We start from the raw sequence: 15,541 nt of genomic DNA on the forward strand, positions 1-15,541 counted from the left end.
GATCAGCTTTGGACTCAGTTGTTCGGCAGGCGCGAGGCGCCGCCGGTGATCTTGCACACATTGTCCGTCTGCGGGCGGCCGGTCTGCGCGCCGGATGGCGTCAGGATGCCGCCGCGCCCGGTGCATTCGGCGCTCAGCTTGTCGAACTCCTCCTGATAGGAGGGGTAGGTCTGGCCCGTGGCGCAGGCGCCGAGCGCCAGGGGCGCGGCGAGGGCGGCGAGGATGAGAGCGGCACGCATGACGGGAACTCCTTGCGACTGGCGGCTTAACGGTTAGCCGAGGTCGGACGTTCCGCCAGTCGCGCGTCGGATGCAAGGCCGCCGTCAGAGCGTCAGCACGCCCAGGTGCTCCAGCAGGATCTTGAGGCCGAGCGCGATCAGGGCGACGCCGCCGACCAGTTCCACGATCTTGCCTAGCCGCGTGCCCGCCGCCTTGCCGATCAGCAGTCCCAGGGTGGCCATCGCAAAGGTGGTGGCGCCGATGCAGGCGGCGATCAGCCAGATGTTGGCCCCCAGAAGCGCCAGGCCGACTCCCACCGCGCCGGCGTCTATCGAGGTGCCGACGGCAGTGGCGACCAGGGCCAGCAGCCCGCGTGAGCCGGCCTTTCCGGCGTCGGCTTCAGCCTCATCGCGCTTCAGCGCTTCCCAGACCATCTTGCCGCCGACCGCGCCCAGAAGGCCGAAGGCGATCCAGTGGTCGATCGCCTCGACGAAACCGGCGGCCACGACGCCCAAGGCGAAGCCGATCAGCGGGGTGATGGCTTCCACGACGCCGAAGACAAGGCCGGACCGTAGAGCCTGAGGCAGGGTGGGGCGATGTTGCGCGCCACGACCGATCGCGGCGGCGAAGGCGTCGGCGGACATGCTGACGGACAGGACGGCGATCGACAGGGGGGTGATCATGGATACGCACTCAGCCGGTCGCGTGACAGCGCCCCCCGGGCGCAGGCCGGCTCGGCCCCCAGGGTGCGCTGGTCTCGCTAGGCGGAATGATCCGCTGGTCGCACCATGCCCGCGACGGGCAAGTGTGTTGACGCGACCCCGGCTGGGCTATGCCGGAAGCTACTCCCCAACGGGCGCTCCTCTAGCGGCTGAGGTGCAGGGGTTCAACCCGGAACTGGCCGAAGGCGACAAGGCGCCCCATCTGTGCTAGACGCCGTCGCTTCACCCCCGCCGCAGGATATCCAGCCTTGAGCATCACGCTCGACCTTTCGCGTGCTTCCGCCCCGGTTAAAGCCCCCGTCAACCTCAGCGGTCTGACGCGCGAGGGCCTGCGTAACGCCTTGATCGAAGCCAAGGTCTGTCCGCCGGAGAAGGCGAAGATGCGCGCCTCGCAGGTGTGGCGCTGGATTCATCACTACGGCGTCACCGACTTCGCCCTGATGAGCGACATCGGCAAGGAAACCCGCGCGGCCCTGGCCGAGGCCTTCACCCTGGCCCGCCCCGAGATCGTCGAGCGTCAGGTGTCGAAAGACGGCACCCGCAAATACCTGATCCGCACGGCCCCGGGCATCGAAATCGAGGCCGTCTATATTCCTGACGTGGGCCGGGCCGGCGCCCTGTGCGTCTCGTCCCAGGTCGGCTGCACCCTGAACTGCACCTTCTGCCACACCGGCACGCAAAAGCTGGTCCGCAACCTGACGGCGGCCGAGATCGTGGCCCAGGTCCAGGTGGCCCGCGACGACCTGGGGGAATGGCCGTCGCCCAAGGAAGACCGCAAGCTGACGAACATCGTCTTCATGGGCATGGGCGAGCCGCTCTACAATCTGGACAATGTCGCCGACGCCATCGACATCATTTCGGACAACGAGGGCATCGCCCTGTCGCGGCGCCGGATCACCGTCTCGACCTCGGGCGTGGTGCCGCAACTGCAGGCGCTGGGCGACCGCACGGCGGCCATGCTGGCGATCAGCCTGCACGCCACCAACGACGCCCTGCGCGACGTTCTGGTGCCGCTGAACAAGAAGTATCCGCTGGACCAGCTGATGGCCGGCATCCGCGCCTATCCGGGTCTGGCCAACACCCGCCGGGTGACGTTCGAATACGTCATGCTGAAGGGCGTCAACGACAGCCCCGACGAGGCCCGCGCCCTGGTCAAGCTGATCGAGGGCATCCCGGCCAAGGTCAATCTGATTCCGTTCAACCCCTGGCCCGGCACGGACTATGAGTGCTCGGACTGGAAGACCATCGAACGCTTCGCCGCCATCCTGAACAAGGCCGGCTACGCCTCGCCCATCCGCACTCCGCGCGGCCGCGACATCCTGGCCGCCTGCGGCCAGCTCAAGTCCGAGAGCGAGAAGCAGCGGGCCTCGGCGCGGATCAAGGCCGAGCGCGCGGGGGATGCAGACGACGCCGCCGCGGCATGACGCCGCCACCCTGCGCGTAACGTTGTTTTCCTGATCGACTGTGGCTCCGCTGCTCTAGCGGAGCGACGCTCGCTTGGGCATGGCTGTTTTGCTTTCGTTCCGTTTTCAGCTGGAGGCTGCGGGCTCGCACATCATGGACTCGTCGTCTCTGCCCAGCGTCCTGTCGAGCCCCGAGGTTCAGGCCTTCGCCACCGGCTTTCCGACCCTGCTGCTGCACCTGATCGTCACCTTCGGCCTTCTCGCCATGGGCGCCACCGTCTACGCCCTGCTGACGCCGTGGCGCGAAGTGGCGCTGATCCGTCAGGGCAATCCGGCCGCCGCCGTGGCCTTTGTCGGGGTGCTGGTCGGTCTGGCCATTCCACTGGCCGTCTCCCTGTCGATCTCGACCTCCATTCGCGACATCGCCATCTGGGGCGTGGCGACGGTGGTGCTGCAGTTGCTGGCCTTCCGCGTCGTCGACCTGCTGCTGACCGGCCTGCCGCAGCGCATCGAAAAGGGCGAGGTGGCCGCGGCCGTGGTTCTGGCGGGGGCCAAGCTGGCCACGGCCCTGATCCTGGCCGCCGCCCTGACGGGCTGACGGCGCGAGGATGCGCTTTCCCCATCTTCCCGACTGGACCATCTATGCGGCGGTGATCGGCGCCCTGCTGATCGTGTCTCTGGGGCGACGGGAGAAGGCGGACGCCCCCCATGCGCCCGAGGACGACGAGGCGCATGGCGCCCTCTTGGGCCCGGTCACCCCGTTTGATCCATCCGTCACCGTCATCGCGCCCGACATTCCTTTCCAGCCCTCGTCCGGTACCGCCTTCTCCATCGCCGGCGACGGCCGCTGGGTCACGGCGCGGCATGTGGTCGAGGGCTGTTCTCGTCCCGCTCTGGTGATCGGCGGCGGGCGGGCTCTGGCGGCCGATGTGCGGCTGGCGGCGCGCGCCGATGTGGCCCTGCTGTTGACCGAGGGCGGGCCGCCCGCCCTGCCGGTCGCGACGCAGACGCCGTTGCGCAAGGGCCAGCGCGCCTTCCATCCCGGCTTCCCGCAAGGCCATCCCGGCGAAGTCGCTTCGCGTCTGCTGGGGCGCGAAACCCTGAAGATCCGGGGGCGCGGCGAACGGGACGAGCCGGTGCTCGCCTGGGCTGAGTCCGGGCGCACGAAGGGGCTGAAGGGGACCTTGTCAGGTCTGTCGGGGGCGCCGGCTTTGGACCGTCGCGGCCGGGTGCTGGGCGTGACCATCGCCGAAGCCCCTCGCCGGGGCCTGATCTATACGACGGCGCCCGACACCTTCGGGCCCGCCATTCGCGGCGAACAGCGCGCCGACGAGAAAGCCCTGGGCGAGGCGGTCAACACCGACAACTATGGCCAGGTCGCCGACCGCCTGCGCCGCGATCTGCGCGTGGCCCAGGTCGTCTGCCTGACGGCGTAAAGCCTTTTTCGATCCTCCCCCGTCGCGATGCGACAGGGGAGGATCGAGGCCGCTCTACTTCAGCGTGGCGCTGTCCAGGTTCAGGTCGGTCAAGGGGATGACCTCGACGTTCGGGTATTTTGCCCGCAGGGCGTCGATGAACTTGGACGCGTCGCCGACGATGACCAGGCTGGCGCGGTCGGTGGGCAGGTGTTCGGCGAAGGCGGCTTCGACCTGTTGCGGGGTGACCGAACGGACCTTGCCGGCGTAGTCGGCCAGATCGCTCATCGGCAGGTCGTAGAGGGCCAGGTTGGCGACCAGACCGCCCAGACCGTCCACCGTCTCCAGCGAGCGTCCGAAGCCGCCGATCAGCGCAGCGCGGCGCGGGGACAGTTCGGCCTCGGTCGCGGGACTGGTCCCCAGCTTGCCGATCTCGGCCAGGATCAGGTCGGCCACCTCGGTCGCCGTCTCGTTCTTGGTCTGGGTCGAGGCGGTGAAGACGCCGACGTCCTGCTGGGCGCCGACCGAGGAGCGGGCGCCGTAGGACAGACCGCGCTTGATGCGGATTTCCTGGTTCAGACGCGACGAGAAGCCGCCGCCCAGCAGGGTGTTGCCAAGCGTCAGCGGGAAGTAGTCGGCGTCCGCGCGCTTGATGCCGCGAATGGCGGCGGTGACGGCGGCCTGACCCGCGCCTGGCTGATCGATGACGACGATGCGCGGCGCCAGGGTCTGACCGGCCTTGGCGACGGGGGCGGGTGCGGCGGCCGACGGGTCGCGCCAGTCGCCGAAGGCGGCCTGCGCCAGTTCACGAGCCTCGGCGGGCGTCACGGCGCCCGAGAAGACGATGGTGGCCTGCGACGGACGATAGCGGGCGGCGTGGAAGGCGGCCACGTCGTCGCGGGTGATGGCAGGGACGCTGGTCAGGGTGCCGCCGCCGGGCGCGCCATAGGGGGCGTCGCCGTAGATGACGCGGCCGACCGATTGGGCGGCGATGGAGCCGGGCTGGCTCAGGGCCACGCGCAGGCCGTCCAGGGTCTGCGACTGCTGGCGCTCCAGCTCCTCGGCGGCGAAGGCCGGGTTGCGCACCAGATCGGCCATCAGGCTGAGCGAGCGGCCGAACACGTCCTTGGGCGCATTGGCGTAGATGTTGGTGAAGTCGGCGCCCGAACCCGCGCCGATATTGGCGCCCAGCTGCTCGATGGCGGTGGCGATCTCCGGGGCTGATTTGGTGGTCGTGCCCTGGGTCAGCAGGCCGGCGGTCATGGCGGCGACGCCGGGCTTGCCCGCCGGGTCGTTGGCCGATCCGGCGTTGAAGTTCAGGCGGGCCGAGACCAGGGGCAGGCCCTCGGTCGGGGCGACCAGGACCCGCATCCCGTTGGCCAGCCGGAAGTCGGCCACCGCAGGCGTGGCCGGGGCCACTTCGGCGCCCGGCTGGGGCAGGCGGGCGCGCTCGGCTTCCGGCAGCAGGACGGCGACCGGACCGGCGGGGGCCAGTTCGGCCACGGTGACAGGGGCGCCCACGTTCATCTTCTGCACGCTGGCCGGATGTTCGTCGTCGGCGGGCAGGTAGTTGATGGTGATCTGGCGCTGCGGCGTCAGATAGCGGCGAGCCACGCGCTGCACGTCGGCGGCGGTGACGGCCTGGATCTCGGCGATCTCGCGGTCGGCGGCGGCAGCGTCGCCGGTCATGATCAGGGCCATGCCCAGGGTCGTGGCGCGGTCGTCGATGCTCTCGCGGCCGCGCAGGGCGTTGGCGACCAGCTCGTTCTTGGCCTCGCTCAGTTCGGCGGCGGTGACGGGGGCGTCGCGCAGGCGGGCGATCTCGGCCTCCAGCGCGGCCTTGCCGGCGTCCACCGTCTGGCCGTCGGCCATGATGGCGTAGGCGGTCAGGTTGCCGGCCTGCTGGGCGAAGTCGGGGTTGGAGCCGATCGAGGCGGCGATCTGTTGATCATAGACCAGCGAGCGGTACAGACGGCTGGATTCGCCGGTCGACAGCACCCCGTCCAGCACAGTCAGGGCGGCGCGGTCGGCATCGCGATAGGCCACGGTGTTCCAGGCCAGGACCACGGCGGGGAGGGGCACGTTCGGCGCATAATAGGTGGCGGCGCGCGGGCCGGTCGGCTCGGGCTCCTTGACGTCATTGACGGGCATGGGCGTCGCCGGGCGCTTCAGCGGGGCGAAGTAGTCGTCCACCCAGGCGTCCAGCTGGGCCTGATCGAAGTTGCCGGCCACGATCAGCATGGCGTTGTCGGGCCGGTAGTAGGTGGCGTGGAAACGCAGGACGTCGTCCAGGGTCGAGGCGTTCAGCTCCTCGATCGAACCGATGCCCGGACGGCGATAGGGGTGGTCCTGATAGATGGTCTCGGGCGTGAACAGGCCGAACAGGCGGCCATAGGGGCTGGCCAGAATGCGCTGGCGGTATTCCTCCTTCACCACGTCGCGTTCGGAGACGAAGGTGGCCTCATCGACCACCAGCGAGCCCATGCGGTCGGCCTCGGCGAAGAGGATGCGCTGCAGGTGGTTGGCGGGGACGACCTCGTAATAGGCGGTGACGTCATCGGCGGTGAAGGCGTTGTTCATGCCGCCGACGTCCTCGGTCAGACGGTCGAACGTCTCGGACGGCATATTCTTGGTGGCCTTGAACAGCAGGTGTTCGAACAGGTGAGCAAAGCCCGAACGGCCCGCCGGATCGTCCTTGGAGCCGACGCGATACCAGACCTGGACCGTGACGTTCGAGGTCGAGGCGTCGCGGGCGGTATAGACCTCCATGCCGTTGGCCAGGACGCGCTTGGTAAAGCCCAGCGGCGGCACGGCGACGCCGCCCTGTGCGGCGGCGACGGCGGCGACGGCGGGCGCCGCGCCCTCGGCGAAGGCGGCGGCGGGCAGGCCCAGCAGCAGGGCCGAGGCGCAGGCGGTCAGGATCAGGCGGGTCTTCATGGGCGTCAGGTTCCGGTCGCCCCGCAAGCTGCGCCGGGGGCAGGTGGGCGGACCCTATCAGGGCTGAAACCCGCCGCGCACCTTACGGTGCTGTAATGAAGCGCGGCGGATCCTACATCCACCGCTCATCCCCGCGGAGGCGGGGACCCAGTAAGAACCTCACACGCCGAGCGTGGTGAAGTTGCGATCAATTAGGCGCGGCAGCATGTGATCCCAAAGCACTGGGTCCCCGCCTCCGCGGGGATGAGCGGAAGAGAATTACAGGTCGAACACCTCGACCCCGACTTCGCCGTCGGTGGTCAACCAGGCGCGCTTCATGCCCTGGCTGTTGTAGGGGGCGGCGATGTTGCCGTCGCGGTCCAGCGCGATCAGGCCGCCGTCGCCGCCCAGGCCGCCGATGCGGTCGATCACGGCTTGCGAGGATTGCGCCAGGGTCTGGCCGGCGGCCACGCCGATGGCGGTGCGGGCGGCGGCGGCGACGCGGATGAAATACTCGCCCTGACCGGTGCAGGAGACGGCGGCGTGCTCGTCGGCCCAGGTGCCAGCGGCGGGGATGGGGGTGTCGCCGACGCGGCCCGGCATCTTGCCGAAGACGCCCGCCGTCGAGGTGGCGGCGGCGAGGCGACCTTCAGAGTCCAGCACGCAGCAGCCGACGGTGCCGTGGCTGAGGACGCCGGGCGGATGATTGTCCTCACCTTGCCCAGCGCGCGTGAACCAGGCCTCTTCGTCGCCGATGGGCTCCAGCCCCTGATCATGGGCGAACAGGGCGGCGCCTTCGCCCGCCAGCATGACGTGGGGGGTGCGGTCCATCACGGCGCGGGCGGCGACGACCGGGTTGCGGAAACCCTGCAACGCCGCGACGGCCCCGGCCTTGCCCGAAGCCCCGTCCATCAGGCTGGCGTCCAGCTCATAGGCCCCGGCCAGATTGGGCGAGGCGCCGCGCCCGGCGACATAGAGGCCGGAGTCTTCCAGCATGACCACGGCCTCGACCGCCACGTCCACGGCGGAGGCGCCCGCGTCCAGCCGCGCCTTCATCGCCTCGACCACTTCGCGCATGTGAACCACCTCGGCGTCGTAGTTGCGCTCGCGCCGGGCGCCGGCGCCGCCGTGGAGGATGAGGGCGGTTCGCGCCATGGTCGTCTCCTGAAAGTCTGTTCGGCCTCTTTGCATCGGGCCGCGCGCTGATTAGCGTCGCAATCGTGTCGGCGCCATGGCCCGACGGGGGATCACGGAAGAAACCAGCATGCGCGCAGTCCTGTCCAAAGCCGTCGGCGGCCCCGACAGCCTTGTCGTCGAAGAGGTCATGGATCCCACCCCCAAGCCGGGCGAGGTGGTGATCGAGGTCAAGGCCGTGGGGATCAACTACCCCGACACCCTGATCATCGAGGACAGGTACCAGTTCCGGCCCGAGCGCCCCTTCTCGCCCGGCGCCGAGGTGGCGGGGGTGGTCGATGCGGTGGGCGAGGGCGTCAAGGGCGTGTTCAAGGGCGACCGCGTCATCGCCGTGCCCGGCTGGGGCGGTCTGGTCGAGCGTCTGGCGGTCCCGGCCTCCAGCCTGATCCCCATGCCCGAGGGCATGAGCTTCGAGGAAGCCGCCGCCCTGACCATGACCTATGGCACCAGTTACTACGCCCTGAAGGATCGGGCACAGCTGAAGCCGGGCGAGACCTTGCTGGTCTTGGGGGCCGCCGGGGGCGTAGGCGCCGCCGCCGTCGAACTGGGCAAGGCCATGGGCGCGCGGGTCGTCGCCGCCGCCTCGACCAACGACAAGGTGGAGTTCGCCCTGGACCTCGGGGCCGACAACGGCCTGATCTATCCGTCCGGCGCCATGGACAAGGCGGCGCAGAAGGCCCTGTCGGGCGAGCTGAAGCTGGCCACGGGCCGCGACGGCGCCGACGTGGTCTATGACGCGGTCGGCGGCGACTACGCCGAGCCGGCGCTGCGGGCCATGGACTGGAACGGCCGCTATCTGGTGGTCGGCTTCCCGGCGGGCATTCCCTCCCTGCCGCTGAACCTGACCCTGTTGAAGTCGGTCTCGGTGATCGGAGTCTTCTGGGGCGCGGCGGTGGCGCGCGATCCGGCCGCCCACGCCGCCAACATGGCCGAGCTGATGCAGATGTGGAAGGACGGCAAGATCAAGCCGCGCGTCAGCCGCACCTATCCGCTGGAGGAGGCGCACGAGGCCATAAAGGCCCTGGGCGACCGAACGGCCATGGGCAAGATCGTGGTCGTGACCGAGGGATGAGCCCCCATCTCGACCCGGCCTTGAAGCTGGCGGTGGGCGAGGGTGACTTCGCCGCCGCCGCCGAACGGCTGGCCCGCACCGGCCGCACCCGCGTCCCCGGCCTGTTCGGCGCGGGGGCCGAAGCCCTGCACGCCGCCGTCCTGGCCCCCGACCAGCCCTGGGTTCGCACCTTCCTCAATCCGCTGGGGGCCGACATTCCGGTGGCGACGCTGGACGCGTCCTCACCCGAGGATCAGGCCCATGTGACGCAGCAGGCCTATGCCGGGGCGACCGAGGGGCTGCAGTTCCTGTTCGACCGGCTGCGGCTGGGTCCGGCGCGCGAGGCGGGCATGGCGACGCCGCAGATCCTGTTCGACCTGCTGGATATGTTCAACACCGAGGCCTTTCTGGACTTTGCGCGCCGCCTGACGGGAGACGATCGCATCGCCTTTTCCGACGGTCAGGTGACGCGCTATCTGCCCGGCCATTTCCTAAACCGGCACAGCGACGCCAATCCGAAGACGGAGCGGCTCTACGCCTATGTGCTGAACCTGTCGCCCGGCTGGCGGGCGGAGTGGGGCGGCCTGCTGCAATTCCTCGACGAAGGCGGCGACATCACCGAGAGCTTCGTCCCCAGCTTCGGCGCCCTGAACGTCTTCGCGGTGCCGCAGATGCACGCGGTTTCGACCGTGGCGCCCTTCGCCGGCGGGCCGCGCTACTCGGTCACCGGCTGGTGGCGGGCCAAGCCGCTGGAGCGCGGCTGACATTTCCCGTCATCCCGGCCGAAGCCGTCAGGCGAAGAGCCGGGACCGCCACACACTCGACGGCGCCGTCCTGAGCGGTCCCGGACAACGGCTGCGCCGCTTCCGGGATGACGGGGCGACGGTTAGCTCTCGGCGGCGTCGCGCACCCGTTTCAGCGCGGCCTCGGCCTGGTCGTGGTGCTTGCGCTTTACATGGGCGCCCAGCGTCGCCAGCACGGCGGCGATCACCGCCGCGTCGTCTGTGAAGCCGATGCCGGCGAAGACGTCGGGAATGGCGTCCAGGGGCATGACGAAATAGGCCAGCGCCCCCAGCATGATCCCCTTGGCCGCCAGCGGCGTCTTGGGATCTTGCGTCGCATACCAGGCGGCCAGGGCCTGACCCGCGAAGGGGATGCGCGAGGCAGTGCTGCGGATCTTCGGCCAGAAGCCTTTTTTCACGCGCATTTCATTGACCCTCTGAACCGTGGGGACCAGGGCCTTGTCGGGATCGATGGCGTCGATGGGCGACGCCGGTTTGGCTTTGGCGGTCATGGCCGCTAAATCCTCGCACAGACACTCGGTTCAAAGAATATAGGGACGATCTTCATGAAACTCGACGGTTCGATTGCGGCGGTGGTCACGGGCGGGGCTTCGGGCCTGGGCGAGGGCACGGCGCGGGCGCTCGCGGCCAGGGGCGTCAAGGTCGCCCTGTTCGACCTGAACGAGGAACGCGGCGAGGAGATCGCCAAAGACATCGGCGGGGTCTTCTGCAAGGTGGACGTGACCTCGGACGAGAGCGTCGCCGCCGGCTTCGTCAAGGCCCGCGCCGCCCACGGCCAGGAGCGCCTGACCGTCAACTGCGCCGGCATCGCCACGGGCCAGAAGACCGTCAGCAGGAAGCGCGACACCGGAGAGGTCCGCGCCCACGACATGGCCTCCTTCGAGCGCACCGTCACGATCAACCTGTTCGGCACCTTCCGCGTCCTGTCGCAGTCGGCCCTGGGCATGGTTCAGGCTGAGCCGATGGCCGACGGCGAGCGCGGCCTGATCATCAACACCGCCTCGGTCGCGGCCCAGGACGGTCAGATCGGCCAGGCCGCCTATTCGGCGTCCAAGGGCGGCGTCTACGCCATGACGCTTCCGGTCGCGCGCGATCTGGCCCAGGACGGCGTTCGCGTGAACACCATCCTGCCCGGCATCATGTGGACGCCGATGATGGCCGGCATGGACCAGAAGGTTCAGGACAGCCTGGCCGCCGCCATTCCCTTCCCCAGCCGCCTGGGCACCCCTGCCGACTATGCCTCGCTGGCCCTGCATCTGGCCGAAAACGTCTACATCAACGGCGAATGCATCCGTCTGGACGGGGCCATCAGGCTGGCGCCGCGCTGATAGCGCGACGCGAAGGGCGCTAACGCTCGCCGCGCGGCGGCTCGCTGCTTGGGCGGGGGCTGCGCGCGGGATTGATCCGTAGAAGCTGATTTCAGCGGCCCTCGCGACGCTTCCTTCGGCGGCTGCGGGGGCCGCTTTCGTTTGAAATTTCAGAACTATTCTAAAAAAAGCAGCGGATTGTCGGAAAATCCAAAAAGGGGGTTGCGCCGTCTGAGAAGGGTCGGCTAAAAGCCCCTCCTCGACGGGGAGCAGCACATCGCTTCCACAGGAATGCGGGCGTAGCTCAGTGGTAGAGCACAACCTTGCCAAGGTTGGGGTCGAGAGTTCGAATCTCTTCGCCCGCTCCAGTCGATAATGGGAACACGGGGTCCGATCGCAAGATCGGGCCCCGTTTCGCATTTCAGACCCTCTCCGCGAATAATCCTCAGCATCGGGACGATCTGTCGCCTGATGGTCGGCAAACCGGAGAATCCTCTTCGCGAAATCGTCGCGTCTGCGTCGCCGCACCCCGCTAGCGAGCGGCCTCGACAACCAGAGCCTGATCGCAGGCCGGCATCGTCGGGGAACAAGACAAATGAAGCTGGGTCTTCTGCTGGGCGCCGCCGTCGCCCCTCTCGCCATCGCAGGCGCTGTCAGCGCCGAGGAAACCGTCCGGGCGCCGGACTATAACGACGGCCCGGTCACGGCCCTGTCGGAGGTCATCGTCACGGGCGAACCGGCGATGCGCAACCGCACGGACGCGGTCGTACCGACCCTGTCCTACGACCTGGACTATTTCCAGCGGTTCGAGCCGCTGACCGCCGGCGACGCCCTGAAGCGCGTGCCGTCGGTGACCTTCCTGTCCGACGTTCTGGAATCCGACGGCGTGCGCATGCGCGGCCTGGATTCCGCCTATACTCAGATCCTGATCAACGGCGAACGCGTTCCGGGCGCCAATCTGGACCGCTCCTTCTTTGTCGACCGCATCCCTGCCGAACTGATCGAACGGGTCGAGGTCGTGCGCTCGTCCTCCGCCAACCGCTCGGGCGACGCCGTGGCCGGCGCCATCAACATCGTGTTGCGCGACGCCCTGTCGCTGGACGGCGGCTATCTGCGCCTGGGCGCCCTGAACTGGGATGACAGCAAGTACGGCCAGTGGGGCGGGACCTATGGCGCGGTCTGGGGCGGCGAGGTCGGACCGGGCCGCCTGCTGGTCGGCGCCAATATTCAGGACCGTCGCAATCCCAAGCAGAAGTTCAGCTGGCGCTATGACGCGCCCAACGGCGAACTGACCGACACCGAGGCCCAGAGCGACGTCCGCGACGGCACCGACTATTCGGCCAACCTGTCCTATGAAATGCCGCTGGCCGGCGGCGAGCTGAAGCTGGACGGCCTGTTCGTCCGCACCGACCGGGTTCAGGACGAGAACTCGATCGAATATGACGAAGGCGACGTCGACGACATCGCCAAGGCGAGCCGCAACCCGCTGGACATCCTGACCGACAACTGGGCGGTGAACGGCCGCTATCGTCGCGACATGCTGGGCGGTCAGACGACCTTCAAGCTGGGCTACGCCGCCATCGACGACGCCCAGGACGAGCTGGAGGAAGAGATCGACATCGGCGACGAGGTCATCGAGGGGACCAAGGTCCGCAGCCGTATCCAGGACAACGAATGGCAGGCGGCGCTGGAGCACAAGATCCAGCTGTCGGGCGCCGAGCTGGAGTTCGGCCTGCAATACGCCCGCAAGGATCGCGACACCTCCATCCTGGAGGCCGGCGCCGAGGTCGAGAACGAGACGGTCCTGCGCGCCCTGGCCGACAGCGACTACGGCGACTTCGAAGCCGTGGCGGGCGGCCTCAGCACCATCGAGGAAAAGCGCCTCGACCCCTATGTCATGCTGTCGGGTGAAAACGGCGCGATCAAGTGGGAGGCGGGCCTCCGCTACGAAACCACGGACGTCACCATCACGGACGAGACCGTCGACGCCGCCGATCGCGTGCAGAGCAAGGACTATGGCGTCCTGCTGCCGTCGGCGAGTGTTCGCTGGGCCCTCAGCGACGCGGACCGGATCACGGCCTCGGTCGCGCGCACCGTCCGCCGCCCGAACTTCGACTTCATCTCGCCGGCCATGCTGGAAGGCGAGTACGGCGACAACGACTTCCTGGGCAACCCGAACCTGGAGCCCGAAAAGGCCTGGGGTCTGGATGTCGGCTACGAGCGTCGTCTGGGTCGTCGCGGCGTGGTGGGGATCAACTTCTTCTACCGCGACATCACCGACCTGATCGAGATCACCAACACCGGCGCCTTCTCGGAGCAGGCCCAGGACGATTATGACGACGCCATCGAAGACGGCGCGACCCCGGAAGAGGCGGCCGAGGAGCTGGTGTCCTATGTCCTGACCGCCAGCAACGTCGGCGACGGCCAGGTCTGGGGGGCCGAGTTCGACCTCTCCACGCCGCTGGACTTCATCGGCATGGAGAACACCGGCGTCTTCGTGAACTATTCCTGGCTGGACAGCTCGGTCGACGACTTCATGGGCGACCGTCGCTTCAACGCCCAGTCGGACTATGTCTTCAACGTCGGCTTCACCCACGACATCCGGGCATGGGGCGCGGCCTTCGGCGCCACCTATCGCAAGCAGGGCGACGCCAAGAGCCGCATCGTCGGTGAGGAAGTCGTCACCAGCTACGGCGGCGATCTGGAAGTCTTCGTCGAGAAGCAGATCGGCGAGCGCGTCGTGGTGCGCCTGACCGGCTCCAACCTGCTCGACTCGTCCAAGGACGAGGTGTTCGACAAGTTCAACACCATCGAGGACCAGATCGGCCGCGACTACGACGAGTATGAGCTGGAGACCGAAACCGCCGGTCCCTGGTTCCAGCTGGTCGCCCGCATGGCCTTCTGAGGCTTCTGAACCTTCGCGACAGGGGCCGGGCGGCGACGCCCGGCCCTTTTGCATTCGGCTTGGGCCTTGGTCGGCATGGCCCCGGCCGCAATCCCGGCCTATATGGACCGTGGCGGTTGACCCCGCCGGGGCTGGCGCTAGTGTCCGCGCCGCCCTTCCCAGCGCCAGACCGATCAGAGGATATCCATGGCCGACGCCGCTCCCCAGACCTACGACGTAGTGATCATCGGCGGCGGGCCGGGCGGCTACAACGCCGCCATCCGCGCGGGCCAGCTGGGCCTGAAGGTCGCCGTGGTCGAGATGCGCGCCACGCTCGGCGGCACCTGCCTGAACGTCGGCTGCATGCCGTCCAAGGCCCTGCTGCACGCCTCGGAGCTGTTTGAAGCCGCCAATACCGAATTCGCCGGCATCGGCATCGAGGTGAAGCCCAAGCTGAATCTCGGCCAGATGCACAAGGCCAAGGACGACAGCGTCGGCGCCCTGACCAAGGGCATCGAGTTCCTGTTCAAGAAGAACAAGGTCGACTGGATCAAGGGCCGCGGCCGCATCGCCGGCCAAGGCAAGGTCGAGGTCGAGGCCGCCGACGGTGCGAAGACGACCTATGAGACCAGGAACATCGTCATCGCCACCGGCTCCGAGCCGACCCCGCTGCCGGGCGTCGCCTTCGAGGACGGCAAGGTCATCGACTCGACCGGCGCCCTGGCCCTGCCCAAGGTGCCCAAGCATCTGATCGTCATCGGCGCGGGCGTCATCGGCCTGGAGCTGGGCTCGGTCTGGCGTCGTCTGGGCGCGCAAGTGACCGTGGTCGAGTTCCTCGACAAGGTCGGCGCCGGCATGGACGCCGAGGTGGCGGTCGCCTTCCAGCGCGGCCTGACCAAGCAGGGCATGACCTTCCGCATGGGCACGAAGGTGACCGGCGCGACCTCGACCAAGGACGGCGTCGAGCTGACGCTGGAGCCTTCGGCCGGCGGCGCGGCTGAAACCCTGAAGGGCGACGTGGTCCTGGTGGCCATCGGCCGTCGTCCCTACACCGCCGGTCTGGGCCTGGAGACGGTCGGCATCGAGACCGACAAGCGCGGCGTCATCCCCAACGACCACTTCAAGACCACGGCGCCCGGCGTCTGGGTCATCGGCGACGTCACCTATGGCCCGATGCTGGCGCACAAGGCCGAGGAAGACGCCGTGGCGGTCATCGAGCTGATCGCGGGCAAGGCGGGCCACGTCGACTACGACCTGGTCCCCAGCGTCATCTACACCGGACCGGAAGTGGCCTGGGTCGGCAAGAACGAAGAGCAGCTGAAGGCCGCGGGCGTCGCCTTCAAGAAGGGCAAGTTCCCCTTCGCCGCCAACAGCCGCGCCAAGATCAACCACGAGACCGAGGGCTTCGTGAAGGTTCTGGCCGACGCCGCGACCGACAAGGTCCTGGGCGTCCACATCTACGGCCCCTCGGCCGGCGAATTGATCGGCGAGGCCTGCATCGCCATGGCCTTCGGCGGCTCGTCGGAAGACATCGCCCGCACCTGCCACTCCCACCCGACCCGCTCGGAAGCCGTCAAACAGGCGGCCATGGCCGTCGAAGGCTGGGCCATGCAGGCCTAAGGCTCAG

Annotated in this window: 13 protein-coding genes, 1 tRNA gene and 1 riboswitch; of the genes, 9 read left to right on the forward strand and 5 right to left on the reverse strand. The window is 68.5% G+C overall.

All coding sequences use genetic code 11. The features are described from left to right. Window positions 1–14: 14 nt before the first annotated feature. Window positions 15–239, reverse strand: a complete 225-nt coding sequence (locus ACOZBP_RS09755) for a hypothetical protein (RefSeq protein WP_422676237.1) — start codon at window positions 237–239, stop codon at window positions 15–17. A gap of 84 nt (window positions 240–323) precedes the next feature. Beyond that, complete coding sequence (locus tag ACOZBP_RS09760) at window positions 324–902, reverse strand: manganese efflux pump MntP family protein (RefSeq protein WP_422676238.1); 579 nt, start codon at window positions 900–902, stop codon at window positions 324–326. A gap of 79 nt (window positions 903–981) precedes the next feature. Then, a riboswitch (yybP-ykoY riboswitch) is annotated at window positions 982–1,076 on the reverse strand. Window positions 1,077–1,189: 113 nt separating this feature from the next. Between ACOZBP_RS09760 and rlmN the strand changes: the two genes are divergently transcribed. The 3 genes from rlmN to ACOZBP_RS09775 all read left to right on the forward strand — a co-directional run bounded on the left by rlmN (window position 1,190) and on the right by ACOZBP_RS09775 (window position 3,780). Then, a complete protein-coding gene (rlmN, locus tag ACOZBP_RS09765; protein WP_422676239.1) occupies window positions 1,190–2,365 on the forward strand; it encodes a 23S rRNA (adenine(2503)-C(2))-methyltransferase RlmN in 1,176 nt (391 codons plus the stop codon). Between the two features lie 133 nt (window positions 2,366–2,498). Then, the gene (locus ACOZBP_RS09770; RefSeq protein WP_422676435.1) at window positions 2,499–2,942 is read left to right on the forward strand and encodes a DUF350 domain-containing protein; all 444 of its coding nucleotides are present in this window, start codon (window positions 2,499–2,501) and stop codon (window positions 2,940–2,942) included. Between the two features lie 10 nt (window positions 2,943–2,952). Next, window positions 2,953–3,780 carry a S1 family peptidase gene (locus tag ACOZBP_RS09775; protein WP_422676240.1) on the forward strand — a complete coding sequence of 276 codons (828 nt, stop codon included), beginning with the start codon at window positions 2,953–2,955 and terminating at the stop codon, window positions 3,778–3,780. A 54-nt stretch (window positions 3,781–3,834) separates the two neighbouring features. Here the strand turns inward: ACOZBP_RS09775 and ACOZBP_RS09780 are convergent, their stop codons facing one another. Together ACOZBP_RS09780 and ACOZBP_RS09785 are read right to left on the reverse strand one after the other, a co-directional pair. After that, on the reverse strand, window positions 3,835–6,696 hold the full coding sequence (locus ACOZBP_RS09780; protein WP_422676241.1) for a M16 family metallopeptidase: 2,862 nt from the start codon (window positions 6,694–6,696) through the stop codon (window positions 3,835–3,837). A 258-nt stretch (window positions 6,697–6,954) separates the two neighbouring features. After that, window positions 6,955–7,830, reverse strand: coding sequence for an isoaspartyl peptidase/L-asparaginase family protein (locus tag ACOZBP_RS09785; RefSeq protein ID WP_422676242.1), 876 nt, complete (start codon window positions 7,828–7,830; stop codon window positions 6,955–6,957). 109 nt (window positions 7,831–7,939) lie between these two features. On the opposite strand from ACOZBP_RS09785, the gene ACOZBP_RS09790 reads away from it, so the two are divergent. Continuing rightward, window positions 7,940–8,941, forward strand: a complete 1,002-nt coding sequence (locus ACOZBP_RS09790) for an NADPH:quinone oxidoreductase family protein (RefSeq protein ID WP_422676243.1) — start codon at window positions 7,940–7,942, stop codon at window positions 8,939–8,941. Further along, window positions 8,938–9,684, forward strand: a complete 747-nt coding sequence (locus ACOZBP_RS09795) for a 2OG-Fe(II) oxygenase (protein WP_422676244.1) — start codon at window positions 8,938–8,940, stop codon at window positions 9,682–9,684. Before ACOZBP_RS09790 ends, ACOZBP_RS09795 begins: the two co-directional genes overlap by 4 nt. 122 nt (window positions 9,685–9,806) lie before the next feature. Here the strand turns inward: ACOZBP_RS09795 and ACOZBP_RS09800 are convergent, their stop codons facing one another. Next, a complete protein-coding gene (locus ACOZBP_RS09800; protein WP_422676245.1) occupies window positions 9,807–10,214 on the reverse strand; it encodes a YkvA family protein in 408 nt (135 codons plus the stop codon). Between the two features lie 54 nt (window positions 10,215–10,268). Between ACOZBP_RS09800 and ACOZBP_RS09805 the strand changes: the two genes are divergently transcribed. The 4 genes from ACOZBP_RS09805 to lpdA all read left to right on the forward strand — a co-directional run bounded on the left by ACOZBP_RS09805 (window position 10,269) and on the right by lpdA (window position 15,534). After that, on the forward strand, window positions 10,269–11,051 hold the full coding sequence (locus tag ACOZBP_RS09805) for an SDR family oxidoreductase (protein ID WP_422676246.1): 783 nt from the start codon (window positions 10,269–10,271) through the stop codon (window positions 11,049–11,051). 272 nt (window positions 11,052–11,323) lie between these two features. Continuing rightward, window positions 11,324–11,398: transfer RNA gene (locus tag ACOZBP_RS09810), tRNA-Gly, on the forward strand. A gap of 227 nt (window positions 11,399–11,625) precedes the next feature. Next, window positions 11,626–13,935 carry a TonB-dependent receptor plug domain-containing protein gene (locus tag ACOZBP_RS09815; protein ID WP_422676247.1) on the forward strand — a complete coding sequence of 770 codons (2,310 nt, stop codon included), beginning with the start codon at window positions 11,626–11,628 and terminating at the stop codon, window positions 13,933–13,935. A gap of 186 nt (window positions 13,936–14,121) precedes the next feature. Then, window positions 14,122–15,534: a dihydrolipoyl dehydrogenase gene (lpdA, locus tag ACOZBP_RS09820; RefSeq protein WP_422676248.1), complete on the forward strand. Its 1,413-nt coding sequence runs from the start codon at window positions 14,122–14,124 to the stop codon at window positions 15,532–15,534. Window positions 15,535–15,541 lie beyond the last annotated feature (7 nt).

The sequence above is a fragment of the Brevundimonas sp. NPDC058933 genome (assembly GCF_049315965.1).
GTDB lineage: Bacteria > Pseudomonadota > Alphaproteobacteria > Caulobacterales > Caulobacteraceae > Brevundimonas.